The organism is Mycobacterium sp. TY814, from assembly GCF_030755175.1.
In the GTDB taxonomy this organism is placed as follows: Bacteria; Actinomycetota; Actinomycetes; order Mycobacteriales; family Mycobacteriaceae; genus Mycobacterium.
The window spans coordinates 755,609-775,959 of the sequence record NZ_JAUFRY010000002.1; the positions used below are offsets into that span (position 1 = coordinate 755,609).

The following is a 20,351-nucleotide window of genomic DNA, read 5'->3' on the forward strand; positions in this document are numbered from 1 at the left end:
ACGTTTCGGGGTGCCGCACGCATTTGTCGTACGGGCCCGGCCCGCGCGGGCTATGACATTACGGTGAGCAACCACCATGTGAACCTGACTCTGCAGGAGACCTCGCTGATCGGCGAAAGCCACGCGGACAGCGTGGAGCGCATGAATGAGAAGCAGTTGAAAGATCTGCAGAGCCGGCTCAGGACGGCGCGGGAGAAGAACTTCAGCCTGTTGCGGCGTCAAGGTGCGGCCCGGGTGGAGTCCGAAGGTGCGCGAGGGGCCGCTCAGCCGGCCAACGAGAGACGTGGTGAGAAGGTCGCGGTTTTCGACGAGGCGCTCGCGCGGGTGAACCAGCGCCTCGACGCCCTGCGCGAAATGAGCTGACCCGCCCGGGCAAGGCTTGCGGAACAACGGTGCCGGACTGGACCGGCGCTCGCGCATAGCGCCGCCCGAGTTTGAGGCATCTGCCCCATGAACCAACGCGCGTCCCGGGCGAACAATCAGCCCATGAAACAGGACAATTGGCATCTGGAGCCATCTCATGTTCCTGGGCGCACCGTGGTGCTTCGTGCTTTGTACCGCAGGTGCGACGGCAGCTCACCGCACGTGCGGCCATTCGCTGGCCGATTGGTCAGATCTGACTATTGCCGGTGGCCGAAAGATGCCTAGTTGTGGTCATGACGCGCCCCTACCTCGACCAATAACGTCCAGGTATGAATCCCAGCATGGGCGCGGCCGGTTGGGTGGAGACGTCAAAACCGCAGAGGCGCAAAGGATGACAACGACGCGCGACAGAGTCGCCTGAACCGCCCGCTCGAGGCGATCGAGCGGGCCCGTAGCGCCGCATTTTCACAAAGCTCACCAGATCCGTGATCTGGCGATCAAACCACCCGTCGTGACGCTTCGGTCATGACTCGCAGAAAGGTGTCGACATGTCCTTTGTCATCGCGCTGCCGGATGTAATAGGAACGGCGGCAACAGATCTGGCTGGCATCGGCTCGGCAATCCAGTCGGCCAACGCGGCCGCGGCGGCTCATACGACGGGTCTGCTGGCTGCCGCCGGGGATGAGGTCTCGGTCGCCGTTGCCGAACTGTTCGGGACGTTCGGTCAGGGATATCAGAGCGCGAGCGCGCAGGCGGCGGCGTTTCAACAGCAGTTCGTGCAGGCACTGACCGGAAGCGCCAACTCGTACGCGATGGCCGAATCCGCTGCGGCGCAACCATTACAGGGCCTGCTCGACGTGGTGAACGCTCAATTCGTGGCACAGACCGGGCGCCCGTTGATCGGCAATGGCGCCAACGGGGCCGCGGGGACGGGACAAGACGGTGGCGCGGGGGGATGGTTGATCGGCAACGGCGGGGCCGGCGGGTCGGGAACGTCGACCGCGGGCGCAGACGGTGGTAAAGGCGGTGCCGGGGGTGCCGCGGGTCTGTTCGGCAGTGGCGGAGCCGGTGGCGCAGGTGGTATCGCCACAACGGCCGGCAAGGCCGGTGGGGCCGCCGGAGCCGGCGGCAACGCGATGCTGATCGGGTCTGGTGGTTCCGGCGGTGTCGGAGGCGCCTCCACAGACGGCGGCGGCGCTGCGGGCGGGGCCGGCGGCCGCGGCGGCAATGCCGGACTGCTCTTCGGCGCTGCGGGTAACGGTGGCGCGGGCGGATTCACCTTCGGCAACGCCACCGGCGGGGCCGGTGGCGCCGGTGGAACCGGTGGGCTGTTCACCGACGGCGGCGTCGGAGGGTCCGGCGGGGCCGGCGCCTCGGGCGGTGCGGGCGGGTCCGGCGGCGACGGGGGGACGTTCGGCACCGGCGGCACGGGTGGAGCCGGCGGAACCGGCACGTCCACCACGGCCGGTACCACCGGCGGGGCAGGTGGCGCCGGCGGTGCCGGCGGGACGTTCGGCGCCGGCGGAACCGGCGGTAGCGGCGGTTCGAGCCTGGGCAGCACTGGCGGGGCCGGAGGATCGGGCGGCAACGCCGGCATGTTCAGCTTCGGCGATGGCGGCGCCGGTGGGGCCGGCGGGGAAGGCCTCAACAACGGCCAGACCGCGGGCGGCGCGGGCGGTGCCGGCGGAAACGCCGGCCTGCTCACCGGCAACGGGGGGGCCGGTGGGGCCGGCGGCCTGGGCCGCACCACCGGTGGCACCGGCGGCGCCGGCGGCAACGCCGGACAGCTCCTCGGCTCGGGCGGAACCGGCGGTAGCGGCGGGGCTGCCGTCACCACCGGCGGTACCGGCGGCGCCGGCGGCAAGTCCGCAGTGTTCGGCAACGGCGGCAACGGCGGTAACGGCGGTGCCGGTGTGACCACCGGCGGCAACGGTGGGGCCGGCGGCAACGGTGTGTTGATCGGCAACGGTGGCAACGCCGGTAGCGGCGGGACCGGTGGGGTGACCGGGGGCAAGGCCGGCCTCGGTGGCATCAGCGGCGTGTTGCTCGGCGCAGACGGCTTCAACGCGCCCCTGAGCGCCAACCCGATTCACGTCCTGCAGCAGGACGTGCTCAACATCGTCAATCAGCCCGTCCAGGCGCTGACCGGGCGACCGCTGATCGGCAACGGCGCCAACGGAACTCCCGGCACCGGTGCAGCCGGCGGGGACGGCGGCTGGTTGTTCGGCAACGGCGGCAACGGCGCGCACGGCACGACCAACACGGCCGCCGGCGGGGCCGGTGGCGCGGGTGGGGCCGGTGGCGCCGGCGGCGTGTTGTTCGGCAACGGCGGTACTGGTGGCGCAGGCGGCATCGCCAACGGGGCCGGCGGAATTGGTGGTGCCGGCGGGGCGGGCGGCTCAGCCCTGCTCAACGGGGTGGGCGGCACCGGCGGTGACGGCGGGCAGGCCATCAATGCCGGCAAGGGCGGGGCAGGTGGGCGCGGCGGCAACGCCGGCTTCCTGTCCGGCGCCGCCGGCACCGGCGGGCACGGTGCGGGAGCCGGGCCTACCGGGGTGGGCGGGGCCGGCGGTACCGGCGGCCTGTTCGCCAACGGTGGAGTCGGTGGAGCCGGCGGGCCCGGCGCCGCGGGTGGGGCCGGTGGGACGGGCCTGGTATTCGGCGACGGCGGAACCGGCGGCTCCGGCGGTCTCAGCGGCAACGGCGGGGCCGGTGGAACGGGAGGGCTGTTCGGCGCCGGCGGCACCGGGGGTGCCGGTGGTTCCGGGGGCAACAACGGCGGGGCCGGGGGAGCCGGGGGCAACGCCGGCGCACTGTCCTTCGGTACCGGCGGCGCGGGCGGCTCCGGTGGGGCCGGCACCCTGACCGGCGGGGCCGGCGGAGCCGGCGGCAACGCCAGCCTCCTGTTCGGTTCCGGCGGCGCGGGCGGCTCCGGCGGACACGGCGGTGCCGGCGGTAGCGGCACGCAACAGGGCGGCGCCGGCGGTGCCGGCGGCAGCGCCGGCCTGCTCGCCGGCTCGGGAGGCGCGGGCGGGGCCGGCGGCTCCGGCGCCAACGCCAACGGCAACGGCACGGGCGGTGCCGGCGGCACCGGCGGCAAGGCCGGGATCACCGGAAACGGCGGTGACGGCGGGGCCGGCGGATTCGGTGCCACCACCGCCGGCAAAGGCGGAAACGGCGGCAACGCTCAGCTCGTCGGCGACGGCGGCAACGGCGGCAACGCCGGCAAGGCCGGCGGTACAGCCGGCACCGGCGGCACCGGCGGACTGTTACTCGGCAACAACGGAAACAACGGCAAGGCGTAATTGCGTCCGGCGGCCGAGATCCGAAACCCCTCGGACACCGGCCCCCAGCTGTTCGACGTTGTCAGCCCCGCCAGATGAGGCCGTCGATTGCCTGGGTGCCGAAGTCCTTGCCGATCCGCAGTTCAGGGTTGTGCTCGGCTTCCCCGGGATCGGGTTTGCCCTGCGTGCTGAGGATGTAGAAGCCCTTGTTGGGTGCGGCGGAGACGACAGCTATGGACTGCTGGAACATGTCGTTTTGAGAGATGTTGTCCTTGACCAATTTGAAGACGTTCGTGTCGAGGTCGTTGACTCGCACGATGCGGTAAACATTGCCCATCACGACATACAGACTGGTGTTCCACTTCGACAGATCCGTCGGGATCCCCTTGAGGCCGTTCAAGTCGTTCCTGGCCTGGTGCTGAAAGCCCGTGAGATGGATGTGCAACTGATCCTGCTTGCGGCCGTGGAAAGAATTGATTCCCAACATGATGTCGACACCCTGGAACCTCTTGACCGCCTCGTCCCAGGCGGGCTTCCAGAGGTTGAACGCCTTCGGGCCCCAGATCTCCGGGCATTCGACTCCGGTGACGCGGGCCCTCGGTATCGCCAGGAGGTCGTGTTTGCCCTGTCCGCCGTCCTTGAGTGCCCAGGAATCATTGACGAAAATGTTGGGCGCCGGGTTGGCCGGCGGGGGATAGTGGTCTTTGACGGACTTCCAGAGTTCGAGTCTGGGTCCGCTGTCGTTCGGGGATCCGCAGTTGTCGGGCGGGTGGAAACCCGGGTCGGCAAGAGCCGTCCATGATGAGGTCCCAGCGGCCGAGAGGCCAACGCCCAAGAGGCATGCGGCGATGACGACAACTACCCCAAGCAGGCCCGCAGCAGGACTCCTACGTCTTTTGCCGATGCCGTCGATCGTTGAATCCCCCATGGTTACTGCTCCTTGATCAGAATCAGAAGACGTGCTGAACCAGCAATATAACTTTCGTCGACGTCTGCCGGCGCCCCGCTCTGTTGGCGTCAGCTGACGGTCGACGGCATGATGAGCCGAACACACGTGTCGAGGAGCCGGGAAATGAAGGTCGCCGTCAAGATCTTCATCGTGCTGGCGATGTCTTCGCTGTCGTTATGTGCGGCAGCGTATTCGCCAGTCGCCACCCATGCTCTGTCCGCTGCACCGGACCGCCTTGAGCTGTCGAACAATTGGACGCTGTCTCCCGCGACCACGACCTCGCTCAACGGCGACGCCCTGTCGGTGACCGGCTATGACGCCACCGCATGGTACAAAGTCGCCCGCATGCCGGCCACGGTGCTGGAGATACTCCGGGAAAACGGTGTCTACCGGGACCTCTACGTAGGCAAGAATCTTCGAGATCACGTCCCGCAGGATCTCTATCGACAGGATTGGTGGTACCGCACCGAGTTCACCGCTCCAGCAGGCCGGACGACCTATGTATTGGCTTTTCCCGGCATCAATTACCGCGGCGAAATCTGGCTGAACGGACACCTGGTGGCCGACTGCACGCACATAGTCGGTATGTACGTGACCCACGAATTGGACGTGACGCGGTGGATCCGTCCCGGGCAGTCAAACGTTCTGGCAGTGAAGGTGACGCCCGAGCGCGCGCTTCAAGATGTGGACGGTGTGGAGCTGGCCGACAGCTGGAACGACTGGATCAACTGGGATTACCTTGGTCTGCCGTCGCCCAACAACGATCCGGACCGGCGCGGAACGTCGTTTGTGGCCGACCGTAATGCCGGTATCTGGAAGCCGGTGTACCTGAAATCGCTGGGAACCGTCGGAATCGGTACTGCGGCCGTCGGTTCGGAACTTCCGTTACCCCGCACCGACAGTGCGCGGTTGACGATCAGGGCCGGTGTGCACAACTACTCCGCCGGCCGGGCACGCGGAGTTCTGCGCGCCACGATCACCCGCCCGGACAAATCCACGATTCACGTGGAGCAGGCGGTCACCCTCGGGCCCGGCGAGGATCGCGAAATCACATTGACCCCAGACGAATTCGGGCAACTGAATGTTCAGCGTCCGGATCTCTGGTGGCCGTACACCATGGGTCGGCCGACTCTGCACGATCTGCGGCTGGAGTTCCGGGTCGACAACCGGCCCAGCGACAGCAAAGATCTTCGATTCGGTATCCGTACCGTCGCGCAGCATCGCGACGAAGGCTTCTCCGGCGACGGCGGAGACTTCTATCTTGACGTCAACGGTGAGCACTTTCCGATTCGCGGCGCGGCGTACACGCCCGATCTGCTCTACCGCTACGACCCCGACCGGGAGACCGCAATCCTGCAGTACGCAATGGATCTGGGTCTGAACATGTTACGGCTCGAGGGAAAACTCGCCAGCGAACACCTCGTCGAGAAGGCCGACGAGCTCGGCATTCCACTCATGGCAGGCTGGATGTGCTGCAACCAGTGGGAGAAATGGGAGCAGTGGGACCACGAAGACGACCGCGTGGCGATGGCGAGTCTGCGCTCCCAGATCGAGGTCCTTCGATCCCACGCGTCCGCGTTCATCTGGGCCAATGGCAGCGACGGCTTGCCGCCGCCGGACATCCGCTCCCGATACCGGGCGATTCTCGCTGAATTACATTGGCAGAACGCCACCGTCGACACCGCGTCGCTGCAGGCGCGCGACGGCGACGGCGTAGCGCAATGGGACGGAATCGACATGACGGGACCGTATACCTGGCGGCCGCCCAGCTACTGGTTCAGCCGTCGATACGGTGCCACCTGGGGCGCATCCGCCGAACAGGGCAGCAACGAACAGATTCCGCCGTTCGCCAGCCTGAGAAGATTCATCCCGCCGGACCAGTTGTGGCCGATCAATGACACCTGGTTTTTCCACGCCGGCGGCCAGCCGAAGAACGGTGCTCTGCTCAGCGCCCAGCGATCGATCGGCCTGCGCTACGGTCCGTCCGACAGTGCCGAGATGTTCTCCGCCAAAGCGCAATTGGCGCAGTACGAGTCCGCCCGTGCGCAGTTCGAGGCCTTCGCCGCCACGGGATGGGACCGTCACAAGATGACCATCTACTGGATGCTGAACAGTCACTGGCCATCCTTCTTCGGCCAGCTCTTCGATTACTACCTGCGCCCGGGCGGCGCCTACTTCGGAGCCAAGAAGGGCTTGCGGCCCCTGTCCGTCGTCTTCGATTCCTACGCCGGCGGCAACGGCAGCCCGGCGCGGATCAGCGTCGTGAACCAGACTCGACAGGACGAGCACGGCCTCCTCGTCCGGGTCCGCATCTATGACCTGCAGGGAACGCTGCAGGCCGATCGAATCTCGAAGCGCACCAACGTCTCCGCGGGCGGCGCCACGGAAGCCATGACCATGCCCCGCGGGCTCGCCACCTCACCGGTCTTCTTCGTCCGCGCACAACTGGCGCGTGAGACCGGCGAGGTCCTCGCAGAGAACGTCTACTGGCAGTCCCAACAGCCCGATGACGTCGGAGACCCGGACAATGACCGCGCGTTCGACTCGATGCAAGCCAGTTGGGCGGACCTGACCGCGCTGAACGACATGCCGCGCGTGCCGCTGGACGTCACTGCCCGGCCGGCCGGTGGGGGCGTCGTCGTGCGACTGCACAATCCCACGCGGAATGTCGCGTTCTTCGAACGTGCCGAGATCCTGTCGTCGCGCGACGGCGACGAGATGCTGCCGGTCGAATACGACGACAACTACGTGACCGTGTTCCCGGGCGAGACCGTGGAGATCCGGGGAACCGCCGCAGACCAGGGGTCACCGGCGCGCTGGGTCCGAGTCACCGGGCACAACACGCCGGCTGTCACCGTCCCGGTGGCGTGACGCCGCGCGTCAAACTCGGTTGCGCGCCGGTGAGAACCGCTCGAGCTGTGTCGGCGGCCCCTCCGCTGACGGCGGCGGCACCAGGGCGGCGATACCGTCGATCACGCTGGTGACCGTCCGGCTGTGACGGTCGAGATTGAGGGTGCCGTGCTGGAAGTTCTGCGCGATCCACTCGGGCTCCTGGATTTCGGCACTGGTCGGCAGCCCGAGCGCACTGTGTTCGTAGCCCAGGGCACCCCACGCGGCGTAGAGGGAGCCCGTGACGGGCTGTGCTCCGGTGGCCGGGGACCAGTACATCGCTCCCTTGTCGAAGATCACGTAGCGCGCGTTTCCGGTGCCCTGCGATTCCGGTGACTTGGGAGCGCCCAGTGCGCTGTTCATGCCGCCCATCGCCTGCCACCGGTCATAGATGGCGGTGCCCTGCAGCGATTGAGCCAGGTCCGCGGCGCTGGGGCGTTTGGTGAATTGCGCCGCGACGTCGCGGATCTGACCCATCAGGACGTACCCGATCTTGCCTGGGCAATCGGTATCGCTGACGTCGCGGTGGGCAAAGATCGACGGGAGATTCACGGCGGTGCCGCGCGGGACACGCGTGTAGGGGCCCCCGTCCGATGTCAGAGAGGTGCTGCCCCTGGGGTCGACGCCGTCCAAGGCCAGTCGCCAGCCGAGCAAGCGACCGACGGTGCGCACCTGAACGGGCGTGGGCGCCATCGCGTCGAACTCTCCGATCATGCACACCGCCCAGGTGTTGCGATTGAAGCCGCCGGTATGGGTGCCCTGCACCGGTCTGGTCATCCCGCCGAAGCGGCCCTCGAAGACTTGACCGTACTTGTCGACCAGGGCGTTGTAGGCGATGTCCGGCCACCCCAGGTTCCGGGTGTGGTAAGCGTAGATCGACCGCACGATCGCCGCCGAATCCTGCGGCGCATAGTCGTTCACCGTGGCGGTATGGTGCACGACGCCGGCCTGGATGCCGCTGTCATACACCGGTGCTCGGCTGCGGAGCGACTCGTCGGCTCCCCACTGCTCACGGCTGACAATATTGGGTGCCTGTCCGGGAGCTTCGACCGCCGCGACCAGGATCGGGTCTGCCGCAGCGCTCGGAGGCCGGGCCAGCCCCGATGCGACGGTTCCCAAACCCAGCGCAACCGGCACTGCCGCAACATATTTCAGGGCACTACGACGTGAAACAGCGGGTGTCACCGCGCACCCGCACCAATCTGGCACGGCAACACGGTAACTCGCGTCGACGGTATTGGCGGCGCGACCCGCCGCGGTGGAAGTCCTTTGAGCGCAGCGGATTCCCGGTAGTGCCGAAATTGTCGCGGACCGGAGATCGCCCCTGAGGCCCCGCCCCGCCGCCATTTTTCGCTTCCAGGCCTGTCGTTGCGCCCAATGGCCCGCCCGCCGAATCCGGAAGTCCGCGGCAATCGAGCGGCCCAAATCCTCCGTCTTTTGTGCTATAGCCAATTTATGGCGGTTGTCACCATGGGAGAGGACATCAGAACATGACCGTTCCGCGCCGCATTGTTTCTGTCGCCGCGATTGCCGGGTCGTTGGCTGTCGCGTCTGCCGCTACCGCGTCGGCTGATCCGACTATGAGCGGCCACTACGTCTCGACCGTGACCTCGGCATCCGGTGAGACCACCACGAGCAACTGGTACTTCACGCCATGCGGTGCGGGATGCGCATCGGTGGCCAATGCACCTGGGGGGCCAGGTTTCGGCGAAGCGCGGATATTCGACGGCCAATGGACATTGGCCTGGCACTCCGACGCATTCTGTCCGTCGGGTACTCGGGTGCCCGGCGCTTACGCCAGCTACGCCACGTGGGACCCCGGCACTCTTGCGGGCAAGAACGAATCCGGCATAACGAGGCCGGTGTGCGGGTCCGATAAAGGATTGCCGCGCGTGACCCAGAATTTGCTACTCACCCAGGTCGGCTAGCGCCTCGGCACGAGGCTGGGCGAAGCCGCACTCGTCGACCGCGCAGCCGAGGATCGTCCGCGCGACCGCGGACACCAGAAATTCGCAAGAATGCCGGGTTAGCTTTTGCCAAGACATCCGCTGACAGGCGGACCTGGCGAAACGGAGAACACGAAATGCGACGAATCATCGCAGGTGCAATGCTCTCTGGCACCCTTGCGCTGGCGACTCTCGGGCTTGGCGCAGGCAGCGCACAAGCCGACCCGGGAACAGGCATTTGCAATCAGCTGGCCATGTGCAGCCGGATCTGGTGCCCCGGCAGTCCGCTGCCAATGCCGGATGTGGTGTGGGACATGAATACCTGTCACCACTACTACGGCGGCAGCCTCGGACATCCGGGAACGGAGGGCGGCATCCAAGTTGGTGCGCACATTCTCGAGGGAGACCCTTCCCCGGCGAACACCTGCGGCGGATCGCCCATCTGCCTGCCCGGCCTGTGAGAGCGCGTTCAATCCTGGACAATGTCAATAGCGTGGCCGGCGAATAGCGGCGGCGAGGCACCCGGAGGGGACCGGATCCCATTGGCGACGGCCCGGTCTCACTCCACGAGTGCTCACCGGGGCGGCCATGCGAAGGTGTCCACACCCGCGTCAATCTGCTTGGGGGCGCGGTTATTCGCGTCCGTCACCACCAAGTGCTTGCCGGCGTCGACATAGGCGAGGAGGTCCCCCGGCCCCCACACGGGGCCGGGACTGTCGGCCGGCACGTTGCCGACCATCGTGCGGGCCGCCGACGCGTGGGCATCGAGAATCTGAATGCTCTTCGATGATCCATCCGCACTCGCTACCGTGAAGGCAACGGCGCCGGAACCAAGCGGCGCCACGTCGCCGTACAAGGACTTTCCCTTGACCAGCGATGTCGGGACAACGGACGGATTGGCCGGTGCACCGCCGGGGGTGGCGACGGAATAGATGCCGCCGTCGCGGAGCAGGAACGGGATCCCGTCGAACAGTTCGCCGGAGGCGTTGCCGTTGCTGAACCAAAGAGACTGGCCGGCAACGTCATACGCCACGGAGAAGGCGTTGGCACCTTTCACCACGGACGTCGAGGTCGCACCGACGGTGAGGACGCTGACGTCGACGGGCGACACGTCGCTGCGTCCGCCCGTCCAGGCGATGTGCTGGCCGTCGGGCGCCCACGAGTAGTTGTCGTCGGCGAACATCCGCTGCCGGTGCGGCACGGTCCGGCCGTCCGTGGCGTCAGCGACCAGCAGCATGCCGCCCCCTTCGCCGGCCTCGAGGAAGGCGATCTGGTTGCCGGTGGGGGACCAGCGCGGGTGCACGACCCGCGGGGGCCCATCCCCGGCCTCCGGGGTTCCGAACCCCGGAGGGAGCGCCCCCGGGTCGACGAGGCGCCGCGGGGCGCCGAGCGGGTCATGGGCGGGCGAGAGATCGAGAACCCACAGCTCGCCGCCATAGTCGGCGTTGTCGGCCTTGTGGATGAAGGCCACGTGCGCGAGGTCGGGGGAGGGCGCCGGCTCGGTATCGGCCGGTCCGTCGGTGAGTTTGCGGCCCGGTGCGCCGGCGGGGTCGCTGATGTACAGCGAGCCGGCCTTGGAATAGAACAGCGTGGCGTGGGTTCCCGGAGACAGGCTCGGCGCCAACGGCTTTGAGGATGTCGCAGGCGGAGCGGCAGGATGGGTGCAACCGGCGACCAAACTGACCGCCGCCCCGAGCGTGACGATCCAGCGCGCGACGACGTGACTGCGGCACCGGTGCGAATGGTTCATGGCTGGGAGCGTCCTTGATAGTCCCCGTCGACGTATTCATCGCAGTGGTCTTTGAAGCAACAGTTCGAATAGTAGATTTCGGCGTCGCCGTGCCACGCCGTGTACTTGCCGCCGGCCGCCGCGCAGTCGCTTTCGATCTGCGGTCCCCTGACCCAGTTGAACAGGCCGGCCGGATACAGCTGACCTTCATACCTGAGGTATGCCACGCCCAGGAAGTGCTCGGCGTTGCGCGTCCACGCCAACGCTCCGTCCCTGGCCTGCCAGTCGGGGCCTTCGCCGTGAGCGCAAGCGGCGAAACCCAACTGCCGGCCGTCCGATCCCAGCAGGACGGTGGGTTCCGGCGATTGCTTGCCGGGGCATGGCGCGGGCGTCCATGCCGGATCCTTCAGGCTCTTGGTGAAGGCGTCATACATCCCGGCGTAATCGCGGAACAGCGAATAGGTCGCAGACGTCGGACCGCCGGGCAAAGAATTGGTGCGGCACTCCACGGCGGCCAGCGCGCCTTTCGGATTGGTCGCTGTGCAGGAGTCGCTGCCGTAGCCGGCCGGCAGCATTCTCACCAGGTCGGCCGCGGGGTCCGCACCGGCACGGGGAGCTACACCGAGGGCGGCCACCACGATGAGTGCGGCAACGGAGACAGCGCGGCGCATGGAACTCATGCTCGACCCGCGACCGGTATTGCGACAGGGACTTTCTACCCTGGCGCCTGCGCCGAAATGCCCTACGCACGGGAAACACGCGGACTTACGTTCTGAGTCTCTGACCCAATGCCGTGAGGAGCCAACGATGTTTGCCAGAGTCGTCGCCCGGTTGGCGCTTGCAACAGTTCTTCTCTGCCCGGTCGCCGGCGCCGTAGCGGGACCCGCGGCAGCCGAACCGCAGACCACGCCGTGCGTGAATACCGGTGACGATGTCGACCCGACAGACGTGATTCCGGCGCCAGGGTCACCGACTACCAGCTGCGACAGCCAGAAGCAGGCCTGTATGTCGGCGAGCGTGCAGATCGGAATCTACGGGGAGCGGTATGTGCCGCCCGACGCTGTCGCGCAGTGTATGCAGGCCTACCGGTCCTGCATCGCCAATCAATCCGGGGGTGGATAGCGACCCGCACTACCCGGGCCGGTTGGCCCGGTGCCGTGAGCTGGTCCGAAGATGGACCCACAGCACGAGCACCCCGGCCAGGACGATCCCCGTCAGGTTCACCCCGAGTTGTATCGCCGACTGCTCGGCGACCTGCCAGTCGCCGACGGTGGCGGCGACCACCGCGAACCCGGCGGCCGGCACTGTCGTCACCGAGATGAAAACACCAACCAGCGCAGCGGATTTCGCAGATACCAGCGAAAGCATGCCGGCCGCGCCGGCGAACAGCGCGACGACGAACGACAGCGGTCCGACCTGGAAGATGAAGTCGACCTGATTGAGCTGCCGAATGGTACCCAGCTTGATCCAACCCACCGCTTCACCGCCCAGCACAGCGACCGCCGTGACGAACATCGCCACCGGGAAACCGGCCAGCAGCGCCAGCGTTGCCCGCCGTGCGAGGTAGCCGCGGCGTCGCACGATCGCGACCGCGAGCGCGGCGAGCGGACCGAACTCGGGGCCCACCACCATCGCGCCGACGACCGTGACCGGGGAGTCCGTCACAACGCCGACGGCTGCGATGAGGCAGGCCAGTGTCAGGAACGTCAGGAAGGTGGCGTTCAGCGTCGACTCTTCCCGCGATCTCTCGGCCAATTCGTCCCATACGACGGCATCGGCCGGGTCGCCGTCGGCCTCGTTCTCGGCGCGATATGCCGCGGTGGAGACCACGGTGTCGACCACGTCGAGGGTGATCGCTCCCCGCCGTTTGAGCCCGAGCGCCTTGAGTTGGTCGACGACGTCGTTGGCGCTCTCGCGCGCGATGTCCGCGGTGATCTCGTCGCCGGGTGGATCGAGTGCTGCTTCGCGGTGCACGACGATGTGAGTCACCCCCACCTCGCGGCGAAGGACTTCGAGCACCGAATCACGGGACTCGGTCGGCGCGATCACCCGCAGATGGAGCATTCACCGCACCTTAGCGGCAAGCGCGCCGCCTACCGGGGCAACACGGCCTCGATGGCGCTGATGACCTCGGGGGCGTCGGGTTCGGTCCGGGGCCGGAACCGATTGACCACCTGGCCGTCGGGTGCCAGCAGGAACTTCTCGAAGTTCCACTGAATGTCGCCCGCCTGGCCGTCGGCGTCGGCGGCCTTCGTCAACTCGGCATAGAGAGGGTGGCGGAGCTCGCCGTTGACGTCGGTCTTCTCCAGCAAGGGGAACGTCACGCCGTAGGTCGTCGAGCAGAACGTCTGAATCTCTGCTGCCGTGCCCGGTTCCTGGCCCATGAACTGATTGCAGGGGACACCGACGACCGTCAGGCCCCGGTCCTTGTAGTCCTTGGCCAGCTTCTCCAACGCCGCGTACTGCGGCGTCAGACCGCACTTGGAGGCGACGTTCACGACCAGCGTTGCGCCGCTGGACAATTCAGCCAGCGTCGCGGCCTTCCCGTCGAGGGTGGTCAGGGCGATGTCTTTGAGGGTCACGGCGTCGACGCTAGCACTACGGATGCTGTCCGATTTGTTCATGACGACCACGACGGCCGCGACCTACCGTTGCCACCATGGACAACCAACCTGTTTCCGCCGCAGTCGAGATCGTGGCGAATGACCTGCGGCGCTCGCTGGACTTCTATCGCCTGCTCGGGCTGACCATCCCCGCGGACGACGCCGGGCACGTCGAGGTCGACCTGCCCGGCGGCAGCCGCCTGCTATTCGACACCGAGGAGACGATCGCGGGTTTGCATCCCGGGTGGACGGCGCCGACGTCGCCGGGACGGGTGACGCTGGCGTTCGGGCTTGCCGCACCCGCCGACGTCGACGCCGTGTTTCGCCGGCTTACCGATGCCGGACACCCCACTGTCGTGAAACCCTTTGACGCACCCCGGGGACAGCGCTACGCCACGATCGCCGACCCGGACGGCACCTACGTCGACCTGTACGCTTCGCTGCCGAGCTGACTGACGGTCACTCCCGCCAGATCGTGAACCTCCCGCGACAGATGTGACTGATCGGAATATCCGGCGCCGGCGGCGGTATCGGCGGCCGACGCGCCGGAATCCAACAGTCGCAACGCTTTCCGGAATCGCAGGATTCGCCGCAGCGTCGCCGGCCCGTAGCCGTACACCGCGGCGGAGTGCCGCTGCAGATTCCTTGCCGAGTAACCGATTTCCCCAGCCACCGAGTGCACCGTGGCGCCGCTGCCCAGTCGTTGGGTGACGTGATGCAACACGGCGACTCGCCAGGGTGCGGTCTCAGCGGAGGTCTCGTGTTGCAGGAGGCGCGCGGTGAGCGGAATCAACGGACTCCACGTAGCCTGGGGTGCAACAGTTCCAGGTCAACCCGGGTGTTCCGCAGTGCATCGGCGGGAACCCCGAGAAGCCGCGGCAACACACCCGGTCGGAACCGGATCCCTTCGGCGACAGAACGGCGTTGTTCGTTGAGGAACGCGGTGGTGTCCGGTCCGGCGAGTCAGCGCCATGGGCGCGGCAGCAGCATGGGCACCCGCACGCGGTACCGCCGGTATTGCTCGCCCAGCACCGCCACCAGATCGCGCTCCTCCAACTGCAGCGCGACCAGGATGTAAACGGTGTTGGCCGCAGCGAACAGCAGATGCCCGGCCGTCATGGTCGGCGTGGCCCAGAATGCGATCAGGAACCCCAGCATCAACGGATGACGCACCAGCCGGTAGAGCATCACGACCCGGAAGCCTTTCTGCACGAGAGGCTTTGACAGCAGGTTGTGCAGCACCTGGCGAATGCCGAAGAGCTCCAGGTGATCGATCATGAAGGTGGACGCGAGGGCGATCAGCCAGCCGAGACCACCGAGCGCCGTGATCGCGATCCGGGCCGGTGCGGAGTTCACGTGCCAGACGGTGATGTCGATCGAACGCCACTGCCAGAACAACAGCGCGAAAGCTGCGCTGGACACCAGCACATAGGTGCTGCGTTCGATGGGCTCAGGCACGAATCGGGTCCACCATCGCTTGAAGGCGGGTCGGGCCATCACGCTGTGTTGCAGCGCGAACACCAGCAGCAGTCCAAGGTCGATCACCACTGCCCGGGCAAACGGCGCGTCGATGGCGTCATCGACGGTGCGGGGCACCGCGACGCCGACCACGAAACCCACCAGATACAGGAAGGCGCCGAGAAACAGCAGGTAACTGAGGGCGCCGTACGCCACGAACGCGACGCGCTGCAACCTCGATCCGTTCTGCCGCCCTGCCCCGGCACGGGGGAGCGCAGGGCATCCCGTGTGTCGATCTTCAACTTTGACAGAGTATTTCGGTGTATTGCTCATGTCTCGGTCACCTCGCAGGCACGATGTTCTGGTTGATACGAAAAGTGTTGTCGGGGTCGAATTCCGCTTTGATCTCGGTGAGCCGGCGGTAGTTCGGCCCGTAGGTGGCGCGGACCCGGTCCTGACCTTCGTCCATCATGAAGTTGATGTAGGCGCCGCCCGCCGAGTACGGGTGCGTGGCCTGCCAGTAGTCGGTCGTAAACCGCCGCAGCGCAGGACCGTTGGCCGGATCGGGATCGACACCGACGATGACCTGGGAGAAGTTCGCGTCGCGGTAAGCCCAGGCGGTGTCGGTCTGCCCGACCCGGTGCACCGCCCCGTCGATCGGGTACAGGTGCATCGAGGAATGCATGGTCGGCAACTCTGCTGCGAACCGGGCATGGGCCGACACCGCGCCGTCGTCGATCGTCCGGAAGAAGTCACCACGCCAATACCACTGCAGCCCTTTGGGATACAACCCGTCGAAGGTCGACTGCAGCGCCGGGTACGGTGCCGCGCCGATGCCGTCGAAGGCCGGCCGCATCTGCCGGACGGGCGCGAAGACCTCGTCGGCCCGCTCCGGATCGCCGGTGTAGCACCACACGACAGAGCAGACTTTCTGCAGGTGGAAGTCCGTCGGGAAGGGATCCGCGGGCGGCACGGTCATCGTCGCGAAGAAGCCGTAGAGGTCGTCGTCCTGGGCCGGTATAAAATCGCGGAACCAGGACAGGATGTCGGTGGTGGCGGCGGCCGGCCACGCTGTCGGCCCGCAGATCACCGATTGCACCGCATGCAACCGGAATGTGAACGCGGTGACCACGCCGAAGTTCCCGCCGCCGCCGCGCAGCGCCCAGAACAGGTCGGGATGATCCGAGGCCGAGGCGACGACCACCCGGCCGTCGGCGAGCACCACCTCGGCTTCGAGCAGGTTGTCGATGGTCAGGCCGTATTTGCGCGACAGATAGCCGTGGCCGCCGCCGAGGGTGAGCCCTCCGACACCGGTCGTGGCGATGATGCCCGACGGGGTGGCCAACCCGAATGCGTGGGTGGCGGCGTCCACCTGACCCCACGTGGCGCCGCCTTGCACCCGAACGGTGCGCGCGTCGGGGTTGACGTCGATGCGGTCCATCGGTGACAGGTCGATGACCATGCCGCCGTCGACGGCGCCGAAACCGGGGCCGCTGTGGCCGCCCCCGCGGACCGCGACGGGCAGGCCGGACTTCCGTGCGTAGCCCAGTGACGCGGTGACGTCCTCGGTGGTTCGGCACCGCGCGATCATCGCCGGCCGCTTGTCGATCATGGCGTTGTACACGGCGCGCGCGTCGTCGTACTCCGCGTCGTGCGGCAGAATCACTCTCCCGCCCAACAAATTCGGCCGGCTGACCGCACTCGCAGTGGACATGTCGCCACCTCCCCGTCTCCGGAATCGATGTGCTGACGCTACGACTGGCCGGTGCCGCCCGTCATGACCACAACAGAGCATTCGGCTTGCCGCCCACCAATGGTCAGATCTGACTATCGACTGGGCGCCCGCGCTGCCGTTACCTTGGGCAGATGGCGCAGTGGGTGCCACCACCACTTCCGGCCGAAGTCGTCGTACGTCGCCGCGGATCTTTCGTGGGCCGCACCGGTGAGCTCGCCGCCCTCGAGCAGGCCTGGGAGCGGGTCGAGAACGGGGACCGGCAGGCAATTTTCGTCGGCGGAGAACCGGGGGCAGGCAAGTCGCGGCTGGTCGCCGAGGTCGCCGGATCGCTGGCCCAGCACGGCGTCGCCGTCCTGGTAGGCAGCTGCACCGCCGACGCCGGTGTCCCGTACGAACCCTTCGCGCAGGCCCTGGACCGTCTGCTGTCGGCAAGTCCCGCCGGATCATTGGCAGAACCGTTGGCGGAGGCCGGCCAGCAACTGAGCCGGTTGTCCGCTCAGGTGCAACCGCACCTTGCGGAGGCGGCGATCGCCGACGACGCCGGAACCGGCCGGCGGCTACTGCTGGATGCGCTGACCGGTTTCTTCCGCCGGCTGGCCGAGGATCGCCCGATCGCGCTGATCCTCGAAGATCTGCACTGGGCCCAGCTCCCGACACTGGCGATGCTCGAACACGTGCTGGCCGGTTGCGCCGACGTACGCATGCTGGTGGTGGCGACATTTCGCACGACGGCGCCGGACCGCTCTGACGAACTGGTCACCCGGATGGCGGAGATGCACCGGTTCGACGGCGTACGCCGCTTGGATCTGGAGGGGCTCGATACCGAAGCGATCGCTGAATTCGTGCGCGGCACTGAGCAATTGACCCGCTCGGCGCTGCGCACCGCCGCCGCCTTGTTGCGAGACAAAACCGGTGGCAACCCGTTCTTCCTGACCGAGCTCTGCAAAGACCTGGAGAGGCGAGGCGGCGTCGCCGCGTTGAGCTCGCACCGGTCGGTTCCCAGCTCGATCGGTGATGCCATCGCCGGCCGGCTCGCCGGGCTGGGCACCGGCGTGCGGGAGATCGTCGAACAGGCCGCGGTGCTGGGTGAGACTTTCGACCTGCCCGCCCTCATCGCCAGCAGCGATGCCGATCTGGCGGTGACGCTGGCTGCTGTCGATTCCGCCGAGGGTGTGGGCCTGATCAGGGCGGTGCAGGGATCCGACGTCGAATTCTCCTTCGTGCATGCGCTGACCCGGGAGGCCGTGGTCGCCCGGATGGCGGCATCGCGGCTGCGGATACTGCACGCCCGGGCCGCGAAGGCACTGGAGGGCCGCGCGGATCCGTCGGTTATCCCTCGCCTGGCCAACCACTACCTGCTGGCCCACGTGCTCGGCTACCACGAGCAAGCCCTGCGGTACGCGCAGGAGGCAGCGCGAATCGCCGAGCACAGTCTGGCCTACGAAGACGCCGCGTCCTGGTACGAGCGGGCCGCCTCGCTACCCGAACTCAGCCGCGCGGAGCGGGCCGGGATGCAACTCAGGTCCGCCGCGAATCACGTCCGCGCCGGTGACTTCGCGCGCGCCCGCGGCATGTACGAGGACATCAGCTCTTCGGAGGACCCGATGGTGCGGCTGGAGGCGGCCATTGGCTACGAAGACGCCAATTGGCGTCCTGGGCTGGCCGACTCGAAGGCGGCCGACCTGCTGGCCTCAGCGCTGGAATCGTGCGGTCTGGACGCCGGCGATCCGCGCTATGTGCGGGCACTGGGCAGTTTCGGACGTGCGCTCGCGTTCGCCGGTGAGACCGCGCGTGCCCGGGACGTCAGCAGCCTTGCCATCGACTACGCGCGCACCGGGGACGATCCGGCGGTGCTGCTGCACGCCTTGGAGACCAGTCTCTGGCACGGCCTGACGCCGGAGATGTGTGAGCACCAGTTGGACCGATCGACCGAACTGTCGCGGATGGCGTTGTCGCGGCGGGATTACGAGGCGCTGGGCTCGGCCGCGCACTTCCGGGCCCTCGCCAGTTATCAGGCCGGGCGGCCCGAAGACCTGGCCGCGGCGGCGGCCGATATGCAACGCGCGGGGCAGACGTGCGGGCAACCGTTTTTCAGCTTTGTCGGCGCGTGTGCCCATGGCGGATTGGCCTACCTGCGCGGCGACTTCGAAGGCGCCGAGCGGTGGGCCGAGATGGCCGTACGCACCGGAGGACTGCTCGGCAGCGACACGACGGAGGGCTCCTACGGAGTCCAGATGTTCATGATCCGGCGGGAGACCGGCGCCCTCAAGAGATTCAGCGGATTCGTCGACGGGAGTGAGACTTTCGCCGGTCGCTGGCTGCCCGGGCTGCTGGCCCTGTATACCGAGCTCGACTGCGAGCGCGGCATGACCCGGGCACTCAACCAATTGCTCAGCCGCAATCTCGGGGAACGAACCGAGGCGGCGCGGTGGCCCATGGAATTGATGTTCATGGTGGAGGCGGCATTGGCGCTGGAGAACCGGGAAGCGGTTCATACGCTGCGTCCGTTCGTCGCCCGCTACCAGGGCAAGAATGTCATGGCCGGACAATTCGTCGCCATCTTCGGGAGCGCGGACCGATACCTCGGCCGGATCGCGGCCCTCTCCGGCGAAATCGACGCCGCCGAAGCGTATTTCAGCTCAGCACTGGAGATGGACCGGCGCATGGGGTCTGTTGTGCACGTAGCCGAGACGCTCGCCAGACGCGCGGAGTTCGCGCTCGCGCACGGCAGCACCGGGCCGGCCGCGCAGTGGGCCGCGCAGGCGCGCGCCATCGCCGAGCCGATCGGCCAGACTCGCGTCATCGACCTGCTGGACGTCTTGGTGGCCGCCGACGGTCCGGACGGCCTGACCGAGCGGGAGGTCGAGGTATTGCGGCTGCTGGCCGAGGGATTGAGCAACCGGGCGATAGGTGAACGCCTTTACATCAGCTCGAATACGGCCGCCAACCACGTGCGCAGCATTCTGCTCAAGACCGGTGCTGCCAACCGTACCCAGGCGGCCATGTATGCCGCCGATCACGAATTGCTGGGATAGCGATCAGATCTCAGCCAGTCCGCCGGTCGGTAAGACCCGGCCGGAGACTTCGACGATGACATCCGCGGGAAGGCCGGCGCGCACCGCCGCGGATCTGATCGCCTCGGGTGTCGGCGCCTCGTAGAGGCAGTACGTCTTGCGCTTGTCGGCTGACAGAAACGAGTACAGCCAGCGAACGCCCTCTTCGTCGTTGATCCGGGTGATGCCGTCGGCCGCTTCCAGGCTCGGTTCCAGCTCTTCGGCGTAGTTTCGTTCGACCATGAATATCGGCATTTGCGGTCTCCTTCGCATTGCGGTCGAAACGCCGCCACGGCCGCTGAATATCTACAACCGTGCTTTTAAAAGATAGCCGTTCGCGGC

General features: G+C 67.3%; 17 protein-coding genes and 2 pseudogenes. 9 read left to right on the top strand and 10 right to left on the bottom strand.

Going from position 1 to position 20,351, the window contains the following annotated elements:
* The first annotated feature begins 63 nt into the window (after positions 1-63).
* The 3 genes and pseudogenes from QXH22_RS16965 to QXH22_RS30495 all read left to right on the top strand — a co-directional run.
* On the top strand, positions 64-363 hold the full coding sequence (locus tag QXH22_RS16965) for a hypothetical protein (protein ID WP_306276397.1): 300 nt from the start codon (positions 64-66) through the stop codon (positions 361-363).
* A gap of 548 nt (positions 364-911) precedes the next feature.
* Positions 912-1,130: pseudogene (locus tag QXH22_RS30490) on the top strand (PE family protein); the annotation flags it as partial.
* 1,356 nt (positions 1,131-2,486) lie between these two features.
* Positions 2,487-2,579, top strand: a pseudogene (locus tag QXH22_RS30495) (PE family protein); the annotation flags it as partial.
* A gap of 1,150 nt (positions 2,580-3,729) precedes the next feature.
* Here QXH22_RS30495 and QXH22_RS16975 read toward each other — a convergent pair.
* Positions 3,730-4,575, bottom strand: a complete 846-nt coding sequence (locus QXH22_RS16975; protein ID WP_306239665.1) for a CDP-diacylglycerol diphosphatase — start codon at positions 4,573-4,575, stop codon at positions 3,730-3,732.
* A gap of 144 nt (positions 4,576-4,719) precedes the next feature.
* On the opposite strand from QXH22_RS16975, the gene QXH22_RS16980 reads away from it, so the two are divergent.
* The gene (locus tag QXH22_RS16980) at positions 4,720-7,467 is read left to right on the top strand and encodes a glycoside hydrolase (protein ID WP_306276398.1); all 2,748 of its coding nucleotides are present in this window, start codon (positions 4,720-4,722) and stop codon (positions 7,465-7,467) included.
* A gap of 9 nt (positions 7,468-7,476) precedes the next feature.
* Here the strand turns inward: QXH22_RS16980 and QXH22_RS16985 are convergent, their stop codons facing one another.
* Positions 7,477-8,622: an N-acetylmuramoyl-L-alanine amidase gene (locus tag QXH22_RS16985; RefSeq protein WP_371934247.1), complete on the bottom strand. Its 1,146-nt coding sequence runs from the start codon at positions 8,620-8,622 to the stop codon at positions 7,477-7,479.
* 353 nt (positions 8,623-8,975) lie between these two features.
* On the opposite strand from QXH22_RS16985, the gene QXH22_RS16990 reads away from it, so the two are divergent.
* Complete coding sequence (locus tag QXH22_RS16990) at positions 8,976-9,413, top strand: hypothetical protein (protein ID WP_306276399.1); 438 nt, start codon at positions 8,976-8,978, stop codon at positions 9,411-9,413.
* Between the two features lie 155 nt (positions 9,414-9,568).
* Positions 9,569-9,892, top strand: coding sequence for a hypothetical protein (locus tag QXH22_RS16995; RefSeq protein WP_306276401.1), 324 nt, complete (start codon positions 9,569-9,571; stop codon positions 9,890-9,892).
* Between the two features lie 113 nt (positions 9,893-10,005).
* Here the strand turns inward: QXH22_RS16995 and QXH22_RS17000 are convergent, their stop codons facing one another.
* Positions 10,006-11,181 carry a hypothetical protein gene (locus tag QXH22_RS17000; RefSeq protein WP_306276402.1) on the bottom strand — a complete coding sequence of 392 codons (1,176 nt, stop codon included), beginning with the start codon at positions 11,179-11,181 and terminating at the stop codon, positions 10,006-10,008.
* Positions 11,178-11,831: a hypothetical protein gene (locus tag QXH22_RS17005; RefSeq protein WP_306276403.1), complete on the bottom strand. Its 654-nt coding sequence runs from the start codon at positions 11,829-11,831 to the stop codon at positions 11,178-11,180. The genes QXH22_RS17000 and QXH22_RS17005 overlap by 4 nt, the downstream gene beginning before the upstream one ends.
* A gap of 136 nt (positions 11,832-11,967) precedes the next feature.
* Between QXH22_RS17005 and QXH22_RS17010 the strand changes: the two genes are divergently transcribed.
* Positions 11,968-12,282, top strand: a complete 315-nt coding sequence (locus QXH22_RS17010) for a hypothetical protein (RefSeq protein ID WP_306276404.1) — start codon at positions 11,968-11,970, stop codon at positions 12,280-12,282.
* 9 nt (positions 12,283-12,291) lie between these two features.
* Here QXH22_RS17010 and QXH22_RS17015 read toward each other — a convergent pair whose 3' ends face one another.
* On the bottom strand, positions 12,292-13,224 hold the full coding sequence (locus QXH22_RS17015; protein ID WP_306276405.1) for a DUF389 domain-containing protein: 933 nt from the start codon (positions 13,222-13,224) through the stop codon (positions 12,292-12,294).
* A 29-nt stretch (positions 13,225-13,253) separates the two neighbouring features.
* Positions 13,254-13,742 (bottom strand): glutathione peroxidase, encoded by a 489-nt coding sequence (locus QXH22_RS17020; RefSeq protein WP_306239674.1) that lies wholly within the window; start codon positions 13,740-13,742, stop codon positions 13,254-13,256.
* A 77-nt stretch (positions 13,743-13,819) separates the two neighbouring features.
* On the opposite strand from QXH22_RS17020, the gene QXH22_RS17025 reads away from it, so the two are divergent.
* Positions 13,820-14,215 carry a VOC family protein gene (locus tag QXH22_RS17025; protein ID WP_306276406.1) on the top strand — a complete coding sequence of 132 codons (396 nt, stop codon included), beginning with the start codon at positions 13,820-13,822 and terminating at the stop codon, positions 14,213-14,215.
* Here QXH22_RS17025 and QXH22_RS17030 read toward each other — a convergent pair.
* The 3 genes from QXH22_RS17030 to QXH22_RS17040 all read right to left on the bottom strand — a co-directional run bounded on the left by QXH22_RS17030 (position 14,182) and on the right by QXH22_RS17040 (position 16,935).
* Positions 14,182-14,487 carry a helix-turn-helix domain-containing protein gene (locus QXH22_RS17030; protein ID WP_306276407.1) on the bottom strand — a complete coding sequence of 102 codons (306 nt, stop codon included), beginning with the start codon at positions 14,485-14,487 and terminating at the stop codon, positions 14,182-14,184. The two genes, QXH22_RS17025 and QXH22_RS17030, sit on opposite strands and share 34 nt — an antisense overlap.
* Positions 14,488-14,726: 239 nt before the next feature.
* The gene (gene mddA / locus QXH22_RS17035) at positions 14,727-15,455 is read right to left on the bottom strand and encodes a methanethiol S-methyltransferase (protein ID WP_306239678.1); all 729 of its coding nucleotides are present in this window, start codon (positions 15,453-15,455) and stop codon (positions 14,727-14,729) included.
* A 106-nt stretch (positions 15,456-15,561) separates the two neighbouring features.
* Positions 15,562-16,935, bottom strand: coding sequence for an FAD-binding oxidoreductase (locus QXH22_RS17040; RefSeq protein WP_306276408.1), 1,374 nt, complete (start codon positions 16,933-16,935; stop codon positions 15,562-15,564).
* A gap of 152 nt (positions 16,936-17,087) precedes the next feature.
* Between QXH22_RS17040 and QXH22_RS17045 the strand changes: the two genes are divergently transcribed.
* The gene (locus tag QXH22_RS17045; protein ID WP_306276409.1) at positions 17,088-19,991 is read left to right on the top strand and encodes an AAA family ATPase; all 2,904 of its coding nucleotides are present in this window, start codon (positions 17,088-17,090) and stop codon (positions 19,989-19,991) included.
* Positions 19,992-19,994: 3 nt separating this feature from the next.
* Here the strand turns inward: QXH22_RS17045 and QXH22_RS17050 are convergent, their stop codons facing one another.
* A complete protein-coding gene (locus QXH22_RS17050; protein WP_306239682.1) occupies positions 19,995-20,264 on the bottom strand; it encodes a DUF4242 domain-containing protein in 270 nt (89 codons plus the stop codon).
* Positions 20,265-20,351: the final 87 nt, after the last annotated feature.